Origin of the sequence: Flavobacterium glycines (genome assembly GCF_900100165.1) — a bacterium.
In the GTDB taxonomy this organism is placed as follows: Bacteria; Bacteroidota; Bacteroidia; order Flavobacteriales; family Flavobacteriaceae; genus Flavobacterium; species Flavobacterium glycines.
On the sequence record NZ_FNEO01000002.1, the window covers coordinates 61,858 to 81,928 of the forward strand.

Genomic DNA, 20,071 nt, shown 5'->3' on the forward strand with positions numbered 1-20,071 from the left:
ATTTTAAAATATTATTTTTTGTCGTAATTCAATTAATTACTCATTAGCAGGTTTACCAATAGTAGCCAAAATCCCTCCGTCTACATAAATCACCTGACCATTCACAAAATTACTGGCATCGGAAGCCAGGAAAACAGCTGTTCCGGCTAAATCTTCCGGATCTCCCCATCGTCCTGCCGGAGTTCTGCTAATAATAAAATCATTAAACGGATGACCATCCACACGAATTGGAGCTGTTTGTGAAGTAGCGAAATAACCTGGTCCTATAGCATTTACCTGAATATTGTGTTTTGCCCATTCGGTCGCTAAATTTCGAGTAAGCATTTTCAATCCTCCTTTGGCAGAAGCATAAGCACTTACATTATCACGACCTAATTCACTCATCATTGAACAGATATTGATAATTTTTCCTGATTGGCGTGCAATCATTCCTTTGGCTACCAACTTAGACATGATAAAAGGTCCCACTAAATCCACATCTATCACTTTACGAAAATCAGCTACCTGCATATCAATCGCTAAAACGCGCATAATAATTCCGGCATTGTTAACCAAAATATCAATTTTACCATGATTAGCTTCTATAGCAGCTACTTGTTTTTCAGCTTCCACTTCATCAGTTACATCAAAAACATAACCGGTAGCCTTAAAACCTGATTTTTTATATTGCTCAATCGCCACATCCAAAGGCTCCTGAACATTATTAGTAATAATTAATTCAGCACCGGCTTTGGCCAATCCTTCAGCCATTGCCATCCCTAATCCGTGAATCCCTCCTGTTATTAACGCTGTCTTACCTTCAAGGTTAAATAAATTCATTTTGTTTTACTTTAAAATTATTTTGGTTACTATTTAATTGACTTTCTGTCGAAAGACTTTCTGATAATTCTTCCAGAGTTCTTCCTTTGGTTTCAGGCATTTTAAAGAAAACCCAAAACAATTGCCAAACCATCATCAAGCAAAAAATACTGAAGACGGTTGTAGCTCCAATTTCTTTGAATAAAAACGGAATAAACGACGGAATCAAGGCCGCTAATACCCAATGAACTGAAGTACCAAAAGAAGTTCCGGCTGCTCTGAGTTTGTTAGGGAATAATTCGGAAATAAATACCCAAATTACAGAACCCTGGCCTACTGCATGAGAAGCGATAAATAAAAAGAAAAACACCGGGACAGTCATACCTTTCCATTCAAAATAAAAAGCCAATGTTACTAATCCTAAAGAAACAACATAGCCTACCGAACCTAAATACATTAATGTTTTTCTACCATACTTATCAATCAAGGAAATTCCAATTAGGGTAAAAATCAAATTAACAATTCCAATCCCAATACTACTGAAAAAGGAAGCTGATTTTTCCAAACCGGCCAATTCAAAAATACGTGGCGCATAATACAGGAAAGCATTAATACCTGAAAATTGATTAAATAAGGCTATAAAGAAAGCCAGTAGCAATGGCTTTCTGTATTTTTTCATAAAAATAGATTCATCCAATACTTCATTTTGATTTTCATTCTCCATAGCAGCCATTTCCTCAGCTACTTCTTCATCTGTATTTACCAAACGTAATATCTCAATTGCTTTTTCCTTATCTTTCGTATATTCATAAATCCAACGTGGGCTTTCCGGAATTCCAAAAACCAATAAAGTATAGATTAAAGCGGGAGCCGATTGTACTCCTAACATCCAACGCCAGGAATTCTCCCCTATATCCTGCAATAAATAATTAGAAAGAAAAGCAATTAAGATTCCAAATACGATATTAAACTGATACAAAGCCACCAGTTTACCTCTGTCTTTTGCAGGAGCAATCTCTGAAACGTAAGTTGGTGCGGCAATTGTTGAAGCTCCAATACCTAATCCTCCTAAAAATCGGAAAATAGAAAAAACTATAGAATCATTTGTTAAAGCAGTTCCAACAGCCGAAAGGAAAAATAAAACACCTATTAATACCAATGTTTTCTTTCTGCCCAAACTATTAGTGGGAATAGCTCCAAAAATAGCCCCAATTACGGTACCCCAAAGTGCCGAAGACATCACTACTAATCCATGATACAAATCAGAAGAGCCCCATAATTGCTGTAACTGTTTATCTGCTCCCGAAATCACCACAGTATCAAAACCGAATAAAAATCCGGCCAAAGCTACTACAATAGACCAGTATACTATTTTTTTATTTTTCATTATAATTTTATTTTTTTGATTGGTTATAATTTATTTTTTTAGTCAAAGCTATATGTCAATAATGGAGCATTACCAGCTTTCATTTTTTTATACCTTAATAAGGCTTCTACATAATAATAATCGGCATATATAATTGAATAATCAATTTCAGAACCAGCCGGTTTATGTCCTGTAGAATGTAACAATAATGCAGTATTTTTATCTCTGCTTTGATAATGTTCTGACAACTCTTTGAGCATCGCTTCTGCTTTATCAAAATATTCTTTGGCTAAAACAGCATCCTGAGTATAGGTTGATAATTCTAAGAGTGCTGAAGCTACTACCGCAGCTGCCGAGGCATCCCGAGGAGCCTTAGGAATTGTTGGATCATCAAAATCCCAATAAGGAATCAAATCTTTTGGCAAACGGTCTAAATATACGCGGGTTACTTTATGAGCGAAATCAAGAAATTTAGGATCTTTAGTTTCCCTGTAAACCATCGTATAACCATAAATTGCCCAGGACTGCCCACGAGCCCACATACTACTGTCGCTATAGCCCTGATGGGTAACCGCTTTTATTTTCTTACCCGTCTCCTTATCATACACTACTGCGTGATATGAAGTATAGTCTGGTCGGAAATGATTGTTCATCGTAACTGTAGCATGACTAACAGCCATATCGTATAACTTTTTACTTCCTCCATTTTTAGAAGCCCAAAACAACAATTCCAAATTAATCATGTTGTCCATAATCGTATTATGCTGTGGCCATTCCATATTAGGCACTTCTCTTGGCCAGGACAAAATGGTTCCTACTTTGGGATTAAAAAGTGTTGCCAATGTATCGGCTGTTTTTAAAATTACCTTTTTATACTCCGGATTTTTAGTTAAACGATACCCATTACCATAGCTAGTAAAAACCTGAAAACCTAAATCGTGATCCAGAGCCGGAGTAACCGAAAGTGGTGCTAAATAATTGGTAAATTTATCAGCCGCTGTTTCCCATTTTTGATCTCCTGTAGATTCATATAAATACCAAAGTTCACCAGGCCAAAAACCACTGGTCCAATCTTTGTAATCTACAAATTTCCATTGTTTACTATCAGGGGCAATATTCCTGGGAATCGTTCCATCATTGGGTATTAATTTTAAAGCATCTGAAGATTGTTTTACACAATAAGTTAATTGTGCATCTACATCAAATCCTTTATCTGATTTGTTATTTGTAATAGTACTTCCACAACTCACCAGCATTAAAGTTGCAAAAAGGGAGCCTACAATTTGTTTTTTTAAATTCATAATATATACCGCTAAATCTTTATTATTTTGTCAAATTCCAATAGATGATATACCTTTCTCCATGTATATTATAAATTGGACTCAAAATATTCTCTGTTCCTTTTATTTTAAATTCAAGGCCCATCTCTTTATCCTTCAAAATATTATTTTCAAGTTTTTTTGCCGAAAACGGCAGCTTATTCGAAAGACTATTTGGAACCTTATAATCGTAAGTGTAATAATCATTATACAACTTTGGATTGCTATAAGGTGCGGGTTCAGCCATAGCCTCCGTTCCCATTTTTCCTGCCAATACTACAGGTCCGTAAGTTATTGCCGCTATATTAGGATTATCAACTGTTGGCACTACTTTTATCTGCATCCCAAACGAAACTTCAATTGTATCTCCATCCATCCATTTACGCTCTAACACAATATAAGTTCCTGGTTTGGTTTTAACCATCTGTTTTTTTCCGTTTACTTTCACTTCGGCACTAATTGCCCATGACGGATATCGAATATGAATTGGCATGCTCACTGGATTAGGAGTACTAAGGGTCAGTTTGGTACTTCCTACATTTGGAAAACTAGTTTCCTGTTTTACGGTGATTCCTTTTTCTTTCCAATTCAATTCGGACGGAATAAAAAGATTTACATAAAGCCCTTTATCATGGTAATAAATAAACTCCCCATATTTTGCCTGATTTTCAAAACCACTTCCCACACAACACCAAAATGAATTTTCAGGCGTACTGTAAACCTTGTGTGCACCGGGTTTCATCGGTAGAAAATAAGCTACCATACCTGTTTTTGGATCCTGCTGCCCCAAAATGTGATTGTAAAGTGCTTTTTCATAATAATCAACATATTTTATTTGCGGATTATAGCCGTACAAATGACGGGTTAGTTTTAACATATTGTACACATTACAAGACTCACCTGTATAACCACTCAAATGCTCTGAAAGATGATCCGGTTCAAAAAATTTCTCCTTATCACTATTACTACCCGTAACAAATGTGTGATGATCGACAACAGTATTCCAGAAAAACTCAGGGATTTCACGATTTTTTGTCCCTCCTTCTAATTCATAATCACGAGAGAGTCCTATTAACTTAGGAATATAAGTATTAGCATGTTTTTTATTGAGATTATCAACCTTATCCATTAACGGATTCAACGCCTCTTCGTGATAAAAAAATTCGGCAAGAAATTTATATTTGCTTTCTCCTGTAATTTCATATAAAGCATAAAAAGAATCATTCATTCCCCCAAACTCATTTCTAAGCATTCTTTTACGCTCTTCATTAGTCAAAGGCTTTAACTTTTCGTAAGCCCAATCAGCCATTCCCTTAGCAATTTCTAATGCCGACGTACTGTCACAATACAGATATTGGTCGATTAAACCTGAAAAAAGTTTGTGTTGGGTGTACCAAGGTGCCCAAACACTTTTTCCTGCAATGGCGCGGTCTATTAAATTTTGTGGAAATGCACTCAGATAGCCTTTTTGATTCAATATTTTTTGAACCTCAACCAAGCCCGTAACCAAACTATCCGCTTTAACTTTGTACATTTTCTCTCCCGTAGCAGCATATAATAAAGCTAAACCTGAAAGGATATGCCCCGTACTGTGACCTCTTAAATCACAATCCAGCGATTCCCAACCACCTAATTTATTCATCGTAAAATAACCACCTTCCTGACTACTAAATGCCCCTGCATTAGTTCTAAAACTATGCAATAATCTATTAGCATCGATATCCATAATCCACTTACTTTCACGCACCATATTATCCTTAAACGGGCTGTCCAATAACTTCACATCATGAAGATCAAATCCTAAAACTTTTACATTTTTGGTATCATCCAATTTCAATTTCCCCGGATGCTGTCCCGGATAATGAGATTGCCCATACATACTAATTGACATGCCTGCTACTAAGATTAAATACTTAATCATTCAATTCTCTTTTTATATTAAAATCCATTCTCTTTTATGTAAAAAACTCTTCTTCACAAAAGTTCTTTCACAATATCTTTACTCTTTTTGATCAGAAAAAAACATCCCTGCTAAGAATATCCAATGTTAGCCAGAAAAATAATTTTAAGCGATAAATTATAATTCAATTACTATAAATTATAGTTCTTATACTCTATAAAATCCAGCAAATACAGCCATTTATCCATTCACCCCACACCATCATAAAAAAAGCAGCTAAACTTTACTGCTTAACTGCTTCTCTTTTTTTATACGCTGGAGCGAACTATTTCCTAATCCAAAAACATCGTTCAACAGGCTCTGCAGATTGCATTTGACCTACCATTCCATATTGCCAGGCTACTACTGTTACTTTGATTGGGAAATGGGTTCGAGGTGGAATTTTAGTAAAATGCAGTACATTACCTTCTACATAAACCGGCCCCTCTTTTACATAATAATTTACTTTTGTCCCCGCACTTGATTTTGCATTTAATGCTATTTTTTTTATTCCAATTTTAACATCATCTATCGGTGCAAAATCAATCTGTTGTGGTGTACCATCTTGATTTTTAATTGGAAATCGCAAATGCAACTGCTGTATGGCACTTTTATAAATGGCATCCCCTTCATTGTGTGCCAAAAGCCAAATATCATTACTTCGTTTACTATTATTAAAGCCGAGTTTATCAAATCTAATTTGGAATGTAGAATCATTAACTTTCTTTACGGGACCACAAATACGGTCAATTAAAAGTGGTGTTTTTGCAAAATCAAAAACCGATTTTAACCTTAAACTATCTGCAAAAAAAGTTTTTAAAGTAAAAGAAATACCATCTTGTAAAGGCTTAAACTTTAAAGCATAATTGGCATGGGTTTTATCTGGCTGAACTGTTTCTCCGTCTTGCATTAAACCAATGTATTGCATTTTCTTGCCTCTGGATTGCGCATAAAAATGTTCCGTATTTTTTGCCATTTTTTTATCAAATACCCAAGAAGCGGTTTTTCGGTCGCCTTTAAAAGTGGTAAATGAAGCAGTTTTCGATTGCGGAATAGAATCCTGTCTCCATTTGTCCATCAACCAGCCAGATGCCGGTTTTACTGTTTTCAGCTTTACGAAATCATTTGAAGCCAACTTATTTGGCAATCTCCTTTTAGCTGCTTCGCGAATATAATTCGCAACATACTTGACCATAGCATCTGAATAATCAAAATGACCATGTCCTGCATCAGCAAATAGCGTAATAATACTTTGAGGATGTTTTGCAATATATTTATATGCTGGTTGAATACGTGCGTCCCACCATTCGTATTCTCCCATTATAAACAAAGAAGGGATTCCGTCTATGTTTCGATCCCCCCAATTTGGATTCGGTTTTCCGTTTCCTGTCAGATTTGTTTGCGGGGCATCGCCATGAATTGAAACTAAGGTTAAGGTACGTTCCGGATTAAAAGCAGCAAAATTCCAGGGAAAACTGGCCATAGCAGAATGTCCTATAGGGACAATTGGAGCATAAGCTAATTCCTGATAGCCTGAAACATTAGCCAATTCCTGAAACATTTCTGAGATAATCTTATCCTCTCCTTTTGTCGTATCATACATCCAGCTCACCACTGGTGTGACCCAAACTTCGGCAAAACCCAATTCAGTCATTACTTTTCTAAAATAGGCATGCTCCAGCATCCCTTCTTCAATCATATTGTGCTGACCAAAGATGATTCCTTTTACTTGTTTACAATTTTCGGGAATCCACAAATACGCTTGTGGATGCTGTTTGGTTTCGTCAGAAATCATTCCTTTTACCGGAGCACTCCATTGCCATACCTGACTATATCCGCTGAAGCTTAAAAGACTTAAAAGCAACAATATGTAATTTATTTTTTTCATCTTCATAACGATTTATTTTTTCACTTCAGAAAAAATTAGCGCCACACCTCCACTAGCTTTCAACTCATAAACTAATTCACTGCCTCCTTTTATGAATTGTTCTTTAACGGCAACTTTAGTACGCGTTTGAATGTTATCATCATCCTGAAATGATTTCACCACATATTTCTTTCCTTTTTCGAGGAATGTTGTTGGAACGGTTATTTTACGAGCCTGATTATTTGTAATAGCACCAACAAACCAATCAGAACCGGTTTTACGGGCTACTGTAATGTATTCTCCCACCTGTCCATCAAGTACTTTTGTTTCGTCCCAAACCGTTTTTACCTTATCGAAAAACTCAATTTCAGATTCACCCTGATAAGCTGAAGGTTGGTCATACCAATACATAAACTGTATCGGGCTATAATAAACCACCGATAAAGCCAACTGGTGAGCATGTGTATTTTTTATATCTTTTCTATAATAACAAATGGTATAATCGGCTGGTCCGGCCAAAAAACGGGTAAAAGGTAAAATCGTATTATGATTCGCGTCAGGCATTTCTTCATTGCCACGAATTCCTTCCTGAGTCATCAAATTAGGATAAGTACGGCTGAATCCTGTTGGACGGTACTCATCATGGATATCCACCATAAAACCATATTCTGCACATTTTTTAACTGCTTCGTGCAACCATGTCGTCCAACGTTGATTTCCTACTTGTACAAAACCAAATTTAATTCCTTTGATGCCCCATTTCTTATATAAAGGCAAAATAGAATCTAATTGCTGAATCAATGCCCGTTGATTAACATAAACCCAAAGTCCAATTCCCTTGGTAGCAGCATAAGCCGACAATTCAGGTATATTTAGGTCTTTAGTTTCAGAAACTGTAGTCGCAGTGGAACTCATTTTCATCTCAGGACCGTACCAGCCCGCATCGAGATGAACATATTGTAAATTGCGTTCGGCAGCAAAATCAATACATTTTTTAGCGTCAGCCTGTGTCATTTTTGCCACTCGAATTACTTTCCCTGGTTTAATCCACGACACGTCCCTTAATTGATTTTCAGGATTTAGATTCAGAATAATATCTTTATTCACAACTAAATCTGTCGATTTCTCAGCAGCCATAATCACTCGCCAAGGAGTGCTATACGCAGGAATAACATCCACACTGCTATAAATTGTTGCCTGAAGCGTATTGGGTTTAGTCGCATTAAGACTGAATTTCATACGGGCATAATCCGTCATTTGAGCCTCGGCTATCGCTACGGTTAAACCATTAGCCAATTTCATTGTAAGAGGACGCTCACTCTGCCCTTTCCAGTCTTTTAAAGGAAGTAATGAAAATGGTCCTTGTGCCCACGGTTCGTAATAAGCCAAAGTTCCTTCGGGCATAGTAAACTGTGTTTGTTCTCCAACAATATGCAGAAATAAACCATTCGTTGGTTCCGGAAAATGATAACGAACCGCTACTCCTTCATCGTAAGCGCGTACAACAACGTTCATAAAATAACTTTTGTTCTTGTCGTAACCATCGCCTTGCTTTTCTTTAGGAAGTTCCCCTTTACGAAACGATACTGTCATTTCGTTATAGTTATTACGAATAACAGCATTTTCACCGTAAACAGGTTTCCATGTTTCATTTACGGCATTGCGTTGAACTCCTGTAAAATTTAAATTCTCACCCCAGACTTTACAGGTATCATTAGGGATTCCAAGTGCTGACTCGAAAGTTTGATTTTCAATCAAAACACCCAGTTCAGACTCCTTTACAACCATTTTTCCTTTGAAAGAAAGCGTATAATACATTTGTTTCTCTCCCGCATTATTGTGCTTTTGATAAAAAGCAAATTCGTAAGCCCCGTTTGGCGATTTTAATTTTTGAACGGTTTCTTGTAAGATGGCTTGCGCTTTTATTGTTAATGTAAAACAAAGCAACACACACAAAACATACATTCTATTCATTTTTATATTAATTTTAAATTATATACTATTCTATTATACCTTGAATCAATTTTACAGATCTGATAACTAGATACTAACTCTCATTATTATTAACTTCAGAATTGAAAAAACTATTTAAACCTGCTTTATCAAATAAAATTCTCCCTAACTTAATATCTGACCACCCTTTTTTAAGTTTATAAGTAAATGTGGGTACATCATCAATCAAATCACAATCTAAATAATAAGTGACAACTTTATCACTTAATACGTTTTTCAATTCCTGAATATGTGTAGATATAAAAAACAAGGAACTACCATAATTACTAACACCATTAATAGTTGTTTTACATATTTCTAGTGCGTCTTCAACATTTGTTCCACTAAAAAGTTCATCCAAAACTGCAAAACAGTTTATTCCTTTTGAAGCTCTTTCAACAATATTCTTAAGATTTATTACTTCCAGCATAAAATGACTATAACCATTAAGAATATCATCCCTCCTATTAATACCAATGGAAAAATTAGCAAAAATTGGTATTTCTCCTTTACTGGCAGGAATTCCAAAACCAAGATTTCCCAAATACAAGCATAAACTAATCGATTTTAATATCGTTGATTTTCCAGACATATTTGGTCCATTCAATACAATAACATTAGTAGCTGTATGCAAAGAATTTTTAACTGGATTTTTTATTAATGGATGATAAAAATCAACAAGATTAATTTCGGTTTGTGTAAAAATTGGAAAAGTAAACTTGTTTACTAAAATAGCTCTGTTTATTGACAAATATGCTTCAAATAAAAATAGATCCTCCCAAAATACTTCAATTCTGTTATCCAATATTAAGTATGAAATTTTTTCTTTAATTTCATTAATATGACTCTTGCGAAGCTTCTTTTCTCTAAGTAAATATTCGTATTTACGTAAATCAAAATATGATAAAAAAGACATAATCCTATTAATTTCAGAACGATAGCATTCAGGAAAAACATCTAACTTCAGTCTTGAAAAATAATTTAATTCCAGTCTATGAAAAAATAATATTAATTGATAAATTTTATTATTAAATAAAATTTCTCCTTTATTTGAAGTAAAGAAATGATACTTAGTATTTTTTAAATCTTCTGCTTTTAATTCATTAAGAAAAAAATGTACTTCATTTAGATAAAGAACCGTATAAGAATAATTATCTAGAACTTTAATATTAGAAGCAAAACCTCGAAAAATTTTTTGTCTTTCAATAATCCGTTTCTCATCCAATAAAGGTGTTTCTAATAATTCAAGAATTTTCTTTCTTGCAAAAAGATTAAGTGAATAATCAAAAATAGGTAAGATCTCTTTTTTAATATTTAAATCTTGGACATTATTCATCTTAAATTACTTCTATTTAATTATTTTATCAATAAGAAAATTGAACTCAAATGTTGAGCAAAGCTTCATATCTTACTTTTATTTTGTTATTCTAAACCAGTCGAAATCGGCATAGCCACCTATTCTAACATTCGGTTGACTTATGGCAAAAACTCCAATTTTGGCAGAAATCCATAAATCTTTTTCGGCGATTGCTTCTTGTCCAATTTCAAAAAAATCGATTCCGTTTTCACTGTAACTAAAACGACAAGCTGCATTAGGAGCTGTGATTTTCATACGCAATTGCACTTCATTTGAATTTAAAGGTTTTTCTTCAATTAGTTTTTCCAATGTCCCTTCATTAGCATTTACACAACTAATTTGCTGCACCCAATATTTCCCATCATGATAGGCAATTGCAGCATAAGCATACGATTTCCCCATTAACAACAAGCCTGCTTTTTTTCCAGACGTTTCCCATTCGGTAGTTAACTTCACTTTGGTTGTTGCCGTAAAATCCGGAGCCGGTAATTTTTGCAATAATAGATTGGGTACATTCCAAAGATTGGGTTCCTCCTTCTGGTTTATAGTAAAAAGTCTCAGATAATCTGTTCCCGGAATTTGAGCGCTCCATTTAACAGACGAATTGGCATACCATTGCCATTGCAACCCAGCTTTTCCATTCTCAAATTCATCGCTTTCAAAAGGATGTATTACCGATAAGCCATTACCAACAATAGGTTTTACATTAGAAAGTACGGGCTCTCCAACTCCGTTCCCATCATAATCCTTCCCTATCATTGGCCAGGCTTCTTTCCATTCTATTGGTTGCAGGTGCAATACACGTCCGTAAACTCCCTGATCCTGAAAATGAATAAACCAGGAAGCATCATCAGGTGTTGTCACCCAAGCGCCCTGATGGGGACCATTTATTGCAGTACTTCCCTGTTCTAAAACAATTTTATCTTCATAAGGTCCGTAAATATTTTTAGAACGCATCACTACCTGCCAGCCATTTTCAACTCCTCCTGCCGGAGCAAAAATGTAATAATAGCCGTCTTTTTTATACAATTTAGGTCCTTCCATAGTATGATGCTTATCGTGTGCATCAAAAACATTTTGTCCTTCATCCAGAACCATCGTTCCTTCGACATTCATTTTATTAATAGCCAACATACTATTTATCCCGGCACGACTTCCTGCCCAGGCATGAATCAAATACGTATTTTCACCATCCCAAAGCGGACAAGGATCAATGATTCCTTTTCCTGACATTACCAATATTGGCTTTGACCATTTGCCATAAATATCTTTGGTCTTAATCATATATACCCCAAAATCCGGATCGCCCCAATAGATATAAAATTCTCCTTTATGGAAACGTATGGCCGGTGCCCAAACCCCTTTACTGTGTTGTGGAATATTAAAAACGGCTTCAGGAATTTGTTGTTCCAAAGCATAGTTGACAATCTGCCAATTCACCAAATCCTTAGAATGCAAAATGGGCAAACCCGGAATACAGTTAAAACTACTTGCTGTCATATAATAATCATCCTTTACACGAATCACATCGGGATCAGAATAATCGGCATACAAAATTGGATTGGTGTAAGTACCATCACCCCTATCAGATTGCCAAACTTCCGAAATATAATTGCCTCCTTTTAGCTGTAATTCAGTTTTTTTTACCGATGTACAGGCACCAAAAGACAAGCCTAACACTAATATATATGTATATTTATTTTTAAAAATCATTCTCTTAATTTCTTACGAATTCCTCCCTTATTTTATTACCTTAACTTCTAAAGGATTAGCTATAATTTTTGCTTGTTTATCAAGCATTTCATCCCAGTCCATAACATCTCTAATCTGTTTACTTCCTGTCCAGGCAAAACCAGCATAATAAGTTATTTTATCCTCCGGATTAGTAAGAATTAACAAATTACTTTGATCGGCTGTTTTGGAATCATGAACAAAAGCAGTATCAATTAATTTTGGACTTAAGACAATGCCTTCACCAACAAATGCACTATCAATTGGCTCCCAATGACGAAACCATCCCTTAGGTTTGTTGATATTCACTTCTCCTTTTTTATCATGAAGCGTAATCCCTACTGTATAATTTGGAATTTCTTTATCAGCTTGATAGCTTACTTCAAATTTTGAAAAATTAGAATTCAGGTCCAATGAAATTCTTTTGGTTTCATACACTCCATAACTACTCCAGGGAGCATAAGTCAATTCAAAAACAGTTCTCAAAGGTCCAGTAGCAATAGTTTTGTAACTCACATAATTTTTAGATACCTGTAAACTATCTTTTTCCCACAGCCCTGTACCACCTGTACCACGACTGGCACCTACATGATAAGGATCATAACCTTCTCCATGCTCAATATGGTAATATCCCGGATTGGCTACATTTTTTTGATACCAACTGTCAATTATGGAATAGTCCACTTTTTTCAACCATAAGTCGATACCACTGGAAAGTGTTCCACCCTCTTTACCTTCTTCAACTAATTGTTGTGCTACAGGACCATAAGCTCTGAATGCCACCTTATTATTTTCCCAGGCGTAATCATCAATACGTTCCGGCACAAAACGGGAATAAGTCCTAATTTTACTTTCAGGCTCTTTTACTATATCAGTGACTATTACATATTTTGCTACGCTATTTGCTTTAATTTCTGCTTCAAAAAGCAATTCATCTCCCTTTCCATCATTGTTATAATCAATCCATTGGGTTCTTAGGTATTCATTAGCTCCCAGAAATTTAACCCGAATGTTTTTCTCGGAAATATTTTTTAATAAACCTGATAGTTTTCCAATTGGAATACTAACAATTTCCTTACGGTTGAAATCCAGATTATTTTTAACTTCAACATTTATTGCCTTTAATTTGTTTTTTACTGAACAACCGGATGCGTATCCAAGTACAAAAAGGCTACCTAGTATAACACTTAATTGGGAACGTATTTTCATGATCTCGTTTTATTTAATTTTAAAAGTAACTCCCTCCACATGCTCTCCTACAAAGAATCGGGCCATGTCTGAAGTTTTATACCATTTGGGTTTGCCCTGCATTTCATCATGTATCAAAAACCCATTTATCTTAAGGTTTTCAAATGTCACATCCTTTATTTTTCTTTGTTCATTATAACCAGCTATTATAGATAAGTTGGCATTTTTACCATTATAATCGATGTTACGAAACACCACATTTTCAATACCTAAACCTGGCGCAGTACAATATTTGGTATTATAAAACACTCTTAAATTAAGCAATTGCCCTTCTCTAAAATCTTCTACTCTTATGTTTTCAAATAGGACATTTTTAGCCAAATTATTATCCCCTACATTAATACTCAGACAGCCCTGATAATCGACCTGCATTTCTTTCTGATCCAAAATATCAATATTAGTATATTTCAAATTTTCTAGAACATCGGGATCTTTACTGTTCCCATGTGTTCCTATCAGAATAGGATGACCAACATCAGCCCAAAGTGTCGAATTTTGCATTGTTATGTTGTTACAGCTTCCTGTAAAACCTCCACGAGTTCCGTAAACAGTAGTACAATCATCAGATGAACGAATGAACACTCCATCAAATAACACATTATTAGCAGCCATCACATTCATCCCGTCACCCCAACCATAAAAACTGATAGTCTTTACATTTTTAATTGATACTCCGTCTGAGCCTCCGGTAAAACACTGTGAAGCAAACAGATCTTCTACTTCTACATTTTTTGAATTAGCAATCCGTATTCCACTTCTTATTTCCTGATAAACAATTCCTCTTCCCTTAATCTTTACATTTTCGACACTATCCAATCTAATTTGCCCTTTAAGTACGGCTCCACCAGCCAAATAAACCGTTTTATTAGAAGGCACCTGTAATTTTTGATTCGGAATTTCATGAATACCAGAACCAAAATAGATGACATTTGGATCTTTAGGATTCGGTACATCTTTCTCAATTGGATTAGCAAAAAGATGCAGATTATGAAAAATATCATCATTGATTTCTACCGATAGATTTGCCGGCTTTATCAAGTTAAAGTATAGCGTATTCTTCTTAATTCGGGTACTAATACCTTTCGACAAAGGTCTTACCCTAGCTGAATTGATATTTCCTTTATTTGAAGTCACAGCTACTTCAACCGTTCCTGAAAAATCAAAAGATGCCATCGAAGCATTTTGCACCGAATGGCCTGTACCAATGACCTGATCTACTTTTATAATATACTCAAACAACTCTTTCCACTCTCCGCCCGGTTTTCTAACCTTTACTGAAAAGTCATTATTATGCATCGTATTTATAATATCCTGAGTGGCATTATAAACCACCAAACTATCTTTGCTAACTGCAAAAACATTAAAAACCAAAAGACAAAATACTATTGAAATATATCCTTTCTTAAATATCATTTTTTATTATTTTTTAAAAATTCAAAGACTAATTGATTAAAAGCCTCCGGGTTTTCCACATTACTCACATGACCTGCATTAGGTACAATTACTTGTTTGGCAGCAGGCACACATTCTAACAACTTATTGCGATTATTTTTATCTGCTTCACCAGTTAAAACCATCACCGGAACTGTTATTTTTTGTCCTTTTAACAAATGAATCACATCATTACCTAATACTAACCGAGGCTCAGCATGCAATGGTTGCCATTGATCCCATTTGTAAATCATATCCCAAACGGGTCTTCTTATTGCTTCTAAATTAGTACCGCCTTTATGCATCAAACCATTTAACCATTCCCATTTTTGATTCATGATTCCTGCTTTTTTGATTTTTTCGATTTCTGCTCTTCGAATAGCTAATTGCTCTTTTGTCCAAGGTTCCGATGGTCCAGAAACCGGAAAAATATCACCACTAGCCATTGTAGCTGACAAAAGTCGGTCTTGATGCAAAGCCAAAAAATCCGTTGCTATAAAACCTCCCATTGAAAGTCCCACTAAATGAACCTTTTTGATTTTTAGATAATCCATTATTTTCAAAAGGTCTTCGGCATGTAAAAAAGATTCTCCTTCTTTTGGCATATCCGAATAACCATACCCCCTACAATCGTATCGAATGACTCTGTACTTTTTGGCAAATTCAAAAAATTGCGGATCCCATTCGCTATGATCAAAAGAATGCCCGTGGATAAAAATTAGTGGCTCTCCTTTTCCTAATTCTTCATAATACAATTTAGCATTTCCCACCTCAACAAAAGCTGTTTTTACCTCTTTGGGTAAGGCAGCATTTTTATATACATCCCGAACCATAATGGGCAAAACGGGACTATTATAAAAGGATGAAAATCCATCTTTATTTGCTTTTGCTACATTGACATGTGTCAGGAAAAAACCATAGGTATTCGTCGTTTTGTCAATCCAGGGATAAGCACCTGCCCAACTGGGACTACTAATTAAAACTACATTGCCTTTAGCATCCAACTCTTCTCTCCATTCTCCTAAGCCATAAATCCCATTATGCTTTTCAGCCCGTACTCTTTCCACATATTCGTGATTGGCAACTTTTGCATCTCTTATTTGATCAGACTGCATCTCTGCAACAGATGCCGCACTTAAAATTGGTTTACCTTTATAAATTCCATCATGACTGATCATCTCTAAAAAGTGAGCATAATCGTGTAGCGTACTTTTTGCTCCTCCTCCCAGCATAGGACTATGACCTCCACTATCATCCACAGGTACAAAATGAGTATTCTTCATTTCTAATGGAATAGCAATATTCTCCTGAAAAATAGTTTCAAAATCTTTACCAGTAGCCAATTCAGCCATTCTGCCTGCCACCTGCATTGCCAATCCCCCATAATGAAAAGTACTTCCCGGCTCGGCTTCAGCTGGTAAATTCACTATGTGCTTTACTGATTCTTCCAATGTTTGGTAATTATCAGTAACCGAATCTTTGGGTTGGTAATCCGGAAAACCGGAAGTATGTGAAAAAAGCTGTCTCAAAGTAGCTTCTCCTTTAACATCTTTAAATTCAGGCAACCATTTGTTCACCTTATCATCCCAGGAAAGATTGGTCTTTTCGACCACCGAAGCTATTGTTGCTGCAGCCAGCCATTTTCCGGCAGAGGCAATAAATACCTGAGTCTCTTTATTATAATTTCCGAAATATTTTTCGTAAATAATTTTGTCTTTTTGAGAAACTATAATTGATGCACCTGAATAATAAGAACTGTCCACCCAAGTTTGAATTTTCTTTTCAATAGGAGAAAAATTATAATCTCTGTGTTTTATATACAATTGGGTTTGTCCAAATAAATTACTACTTGCTGTTAGCAAAATAATAAAAATTGCAACATCATAAACTTTAACAAAAATTTGATCCAACGCTTTCATCATTTCATATCAATTATAACCCTTTGATACAACAATGCAGGCAGTTTAAAACTAAGCGTTTTTTCTTTTTTGTTATAAATCCCGTTATACTTTGTTCCGGCTGCATCCGTTAAAATTCCGCTGTTGATTTTTCCTTCTACAACAACTGAAAGCGTTAAAGCGGCATCCGAACTGAAATACAGCAGTCCGTTTTCGCTTTTTAATACAGCTGAAGCTACTTCATTCCCCAAATCAAGCGTATAATTCCCATTGGAAATGTTTTTTCCATTACCCAGAAAAAGAGTAAAATCATTCGCTTTTTTACTGATTATCCCATAAGTTCCCATAACTGAAAATGAATTAAAATTCATTTTTTCATTGGTACTCGTATTCGAAAAAATAAAATCTTCTTTTCCCGATTTATTAGTTACATGGATACCAACAAACTCATTTTTCCCAAAGTAATCCACCGACTGAATATTCGTTTCATTATTCAAAGCCGGTTCGTAAACAGCTACAAAAGGGCGATTCCAGGCTTCACCGTTTTGTCTCACTACCAATGTAGGTATTGGATTGTTATTGATATCATCAGATAATAATCCATGACTCAAAGCAGTTGATTTTGGCGATAACACTGAAAAAACTTCTCTGTCTGACTGTCCTTGAAACCAAAGGTTCATGTTTACTGTTTTGTCCTGAAGTTTTAAATTGAATCTTCCTTTAAAATCCTGAGCTGTCTCTATGGATTTTTTGTCCCACATATAATCATAAGCCATTAAATCGCCATCGCCAAAAGCTAATTTAGAAGTTGATTTTAAATCTAATGAAGTTCCATTTGTTGCCGTCAGTTCCAAATTTTGTCCGAGATTATGAAAAAAATATTCATTCTTTATGTTATTACCCTCTTTCTGAGTGGAACGAAAAATATCAATATAATACCCCTCTCCAATAGTATCCTTAACAATCCCCATGACCCTGCGTTGATTACTGTACGTTTCAGGCTCTAAAAAAGACACATCCGAAAAAGTGATTCCGGAAAAAACACCTTCTTTGACCCCACTTTTAGGATAAGCCGCATTCAAACTGAAAGCATGGTTGCTTTTCATTTCCGGATACTTGGATTTCCCATTTACAATTACGGTATTATGAGCAGGAAACTGAGTGTAATATTCAGCATATTCAATCGAAAAATAGCTGGAACCATGACCCATTTCAGGAGCCAGGGGCAAACCTTTTCCATACAATTCCATAGCTATTCCGTTAGAATGCATATGATTTCCTAAGGAACCGATTTGACTAATCATTAATGCCGAATCTCCTTCTCCCTGACGTTGCACCAGCCAACTTGCATGCGGCACATGAAACAAAGGTGTTGTAAAATCAATGAGTGGAGCTGCTTTTATATTAGTATCAAATTGTAGTGGTTTTTCAGCAAAAAGGTCCTGTATACTTTTCCCAATAAATTTTCCTTCTCTTGCTTCATCACTATAAATCGTTTGATACATTTTGGTAAAATACTCCTCATCGTCTTTTTTACCATATTTTTTAGCATTTTCAATCAGGTATAGCATAGGTTCTTTGCGCAGTTTGTTATAATGACCGTCACCAAAAGAAACCATATATTTATTTGGATACAGGTATTGCGCACTTGACTTTACAGCCTGTTTTAATATTGGCATTTCTTTTAACAAATCAATATTAAAATTACGATCATAAAACTCGGCAAACGAAATAAAATCGCTTAATACATTCATAGAATAACCCGGGCTTTCGTTCCAAACTCCCGTTTTTTTATCATAACCATAATCCATCAATTTATTCATAGACCATTGTCTGGTTGAGGTTTGATTCATAATCTGATCCAGGTAATATTGGGCTCCTTTACCGTTTTTATACGCAGAATTATTTTCTAAAATCAAAGCGATATGTGAAATATGAGCTGCTTCAAGCAGATTCCAATTATTAAAACTCACCCCATTTTTAATTTGTAAGTCTGCCCATTTTTGTAGGGTTGCATCATAAATTGTTAAACTTTCCGGATTTTTATCACGAATGAAATCATGTAAAAAATCATAACATTGCGTTATTTCATTTAAAATATGATCCTGAATGACTTCAAACTGAATGTAACTAACCAAAGTTTGATGATGTCCATGACTTAGATCAATAGGTTCATTCAAATAGTAAACCCCTTTTAAATAAGTATCCAGAACACTGTATGCTAAATTTGCATATTCTTCCTTTCCGGTGTACCAATACAGAAATGCAGCATCTCTGGCAATACTTAAAATTTGCCTGTTAATAGCATTTGTAATACCACTTGTAGCAGCTATAGGTCCCCATTCCCACACATTAGTAGTACTATTTTGAAGATATAAACCTCTCGGATCATCCATGTAGGGCTTAATATCTTCTAATTTTGGGGTTTTATAGCTGGATGGTGTTCCACGTCCACCAATAAACTTTACAGTAGGAACCGGTGCTTCTCCATCAGCATGATCGTATTTCCCTCCATTGATGTAAACCTGTGTTGATTTGGTTTTCCAATACATCTGCAATCGGGAGACTAACCAGGTTTTATCTGTTTTGTAATGCTTAAGATATGGTACAACATTATTTTGAGTTTTTGCAATAATAGCTGCAGCCCAATCTTCTTTTTGTACCAGTTCTTTTACTTGTTCCAATGACATGTCTTTTCCAAAAACACGTGGATGTTGTGTCCCAATGTTTTGAGGAACTGGTAAGTTTTGAGATTTCACATTACTTATTGAAAATAGTAGAAAAAGGAGTACCAGAATTTTATTTTGCATGTCAATCATTATTTTATTTAAGTAAGTTACAGAATATTTGATTACTAGTTGCCAAAGCAAATTTTGGCAACTATACTACTGTAATCAAACTAACACAAACTAACCAAAATTTGTATTGTATTCATCTCCATCTTAGAAACATTTTTAACCGTTTAAAAAACACAGAATCATTTATTTAACTTTTAAATTTATTGTCTTGCTTAAATTGTAATTAAGCAGTTGCTGACTAAGCAAACCAGCAACTGCCATAAATATTAGAAACACACTAATTACAAGTTAACCAAAACTTGTTTTTTTTTATATAATTCATCAGTA

General features: G+C 35.1%; 12 protein-coding genes. All 12 read right to left on the reverse strand.

The window, feature by feature from the left end:
- Window positions 1-36: 36 nt before the first annotated feature.
- On the reverse strand, window positions 37-819 hold the full coding sequence (locus BLR17_RS08850) for a gluconate 5-dehydrogenase (protein ID WP_066329883.1): 783 nt from the start codon (window positions 817-819) through the stop codon (window positions 37-39).
- Complete coding sequence (locus BLR17_RS08855; protein WP_066329881.1) at window positions 806-2,185, reverse strand: sugar porter family MFS transporter; 1,380 nt, start codon at window positions 2,183-2,185, stop codon at window positions 806-808. Before BLR17_RS08855 ends, BLR17_RS08850 begins: the two co-directional genes overlap by 14 nt.
- A gap of 38 nt (window positions 2,186-2,223) precedes the next feature.
- Entirely contained in the window at window positions 2,224-3,465 is a 1,242-nt protein-coding gene (locus BLR17_RS08860; RefSeq protein WP_066329880.1) for a glycoside hydrolase family 88 protein, read from the reverse strand.
- A 22-nt stretch (window positions 3,466-3,487) separates the two neighbouring features.
- Entirely contained in the window at window positions 3,488-5,404 is a 1,917-nt protein-coding gene (locus BLR17_RS08865; RefSeq protein ID WP_066329878.1) for a glycoside hydrolase family 127 protein, read from the reverse strand.
- 304 nt (window positions 5,405-5,708) lie between these two features.
- Window positions 5,709-7,310, reverse strand: a complete 1,602-nt coding sequence (locus BLR17_RS08870) for a hypothetical protein (RefSeq protein ID WP_066329877.1) — start codon at window positions 7,308-7,310, stop codon at window positions 5,709-5,711.
- 12 nt (window positions 7,311-7,322) lie between these two features.
- Window positions 7,323-9,263, reverse strand: coding sequence for a glycoside hydrolase family 97 protein (locus BLR17_RS08875; RefSeq protein ID WP_139068407.1), 1,941 nt, complete (start codon window positions 9,261-9,263; stop codon window positions 7,323-7,325).
- 73 nt (window positions 9,264-9,336) lie between these two features.
- On the reverse strand, window positions 9,337-10,617 hold the full coding sequence (locus BLR17_RS08880; protein WP_066329873.1) for a MutS-related protein: 1,281 nt from the start codon (window positions 10,615-10,617) through the stop codon (window positions 9,337-9,339).
- 78 nt (window positions 10,618-10,695) lie between these two features.
- Window positions 10,696-12,351, reverse strand: coding sequence for a glycoside hydrolase family 43 protein (locus BLR17_RS08885; protein WP_066329871.1), 1,656 nt, complete (start codon window positions 12,349-12,351; stop codon window positions 10,696-10,698).
- Window positions 12,352-12,378: 27 nt separating this feature from the next.
- Window positions 12,379-13,578 (reverse strand): DUF4861 family protein, encoded by a 1,200-nt coding sequence (locus BLR17_RS08890; RefSeq protein ID WP_066329870.1) that lies wholly within the window; start codon window positions 13,576-13,578, stop codon window positions 12,379-12,381.
- Between the two features lie 9 nt (window positions 13,579-13,587).
- Window positions 13,588-15,030 (reverse strand): glycosyl hydrolase family 28 protein, encoded by a 1,443-nt coding sequence (locus BLR17_RS08895; protein ID WP_066329868.1) that lies wholly within the window; start codon window positions 15,028-15,030, stop codon window positions 13,588-13,590.
- On the reverse strand, window positions 15,027-16,970 hold the full coding sequence (locus tag BLR17_RS08900; RefSeq protein ID WP_217635893.1) for an alpha/beta fold hydrolase: 1,944 nt from the start codon (window positions 16,968-16,970) through the stop codon (window positions 15,027-15,029). The genes BLR17_RS08895 and BLR17_RS08900 overlap by 4 nt, the downstream gene beginning before the upstream one ends.
- Complete coding sequence (locus BLR17_RS08905; RefSeq protein ID WP_169817173.1) at window positions 16,967-19,756, reverse strand: endo-acting ulvan lysase-like protein; 2,790 nt, start codon at window positions 19,754-19,756, stop codon at window positions 16,967-16,969. The genes BLR17_RS08900 and BLR17_RS08905 overlap by 4 nt, the downstream gene beginning before the upstream one ends.
- Window positions 19,757-20,071: the final 315 nt, after the last annotated feature.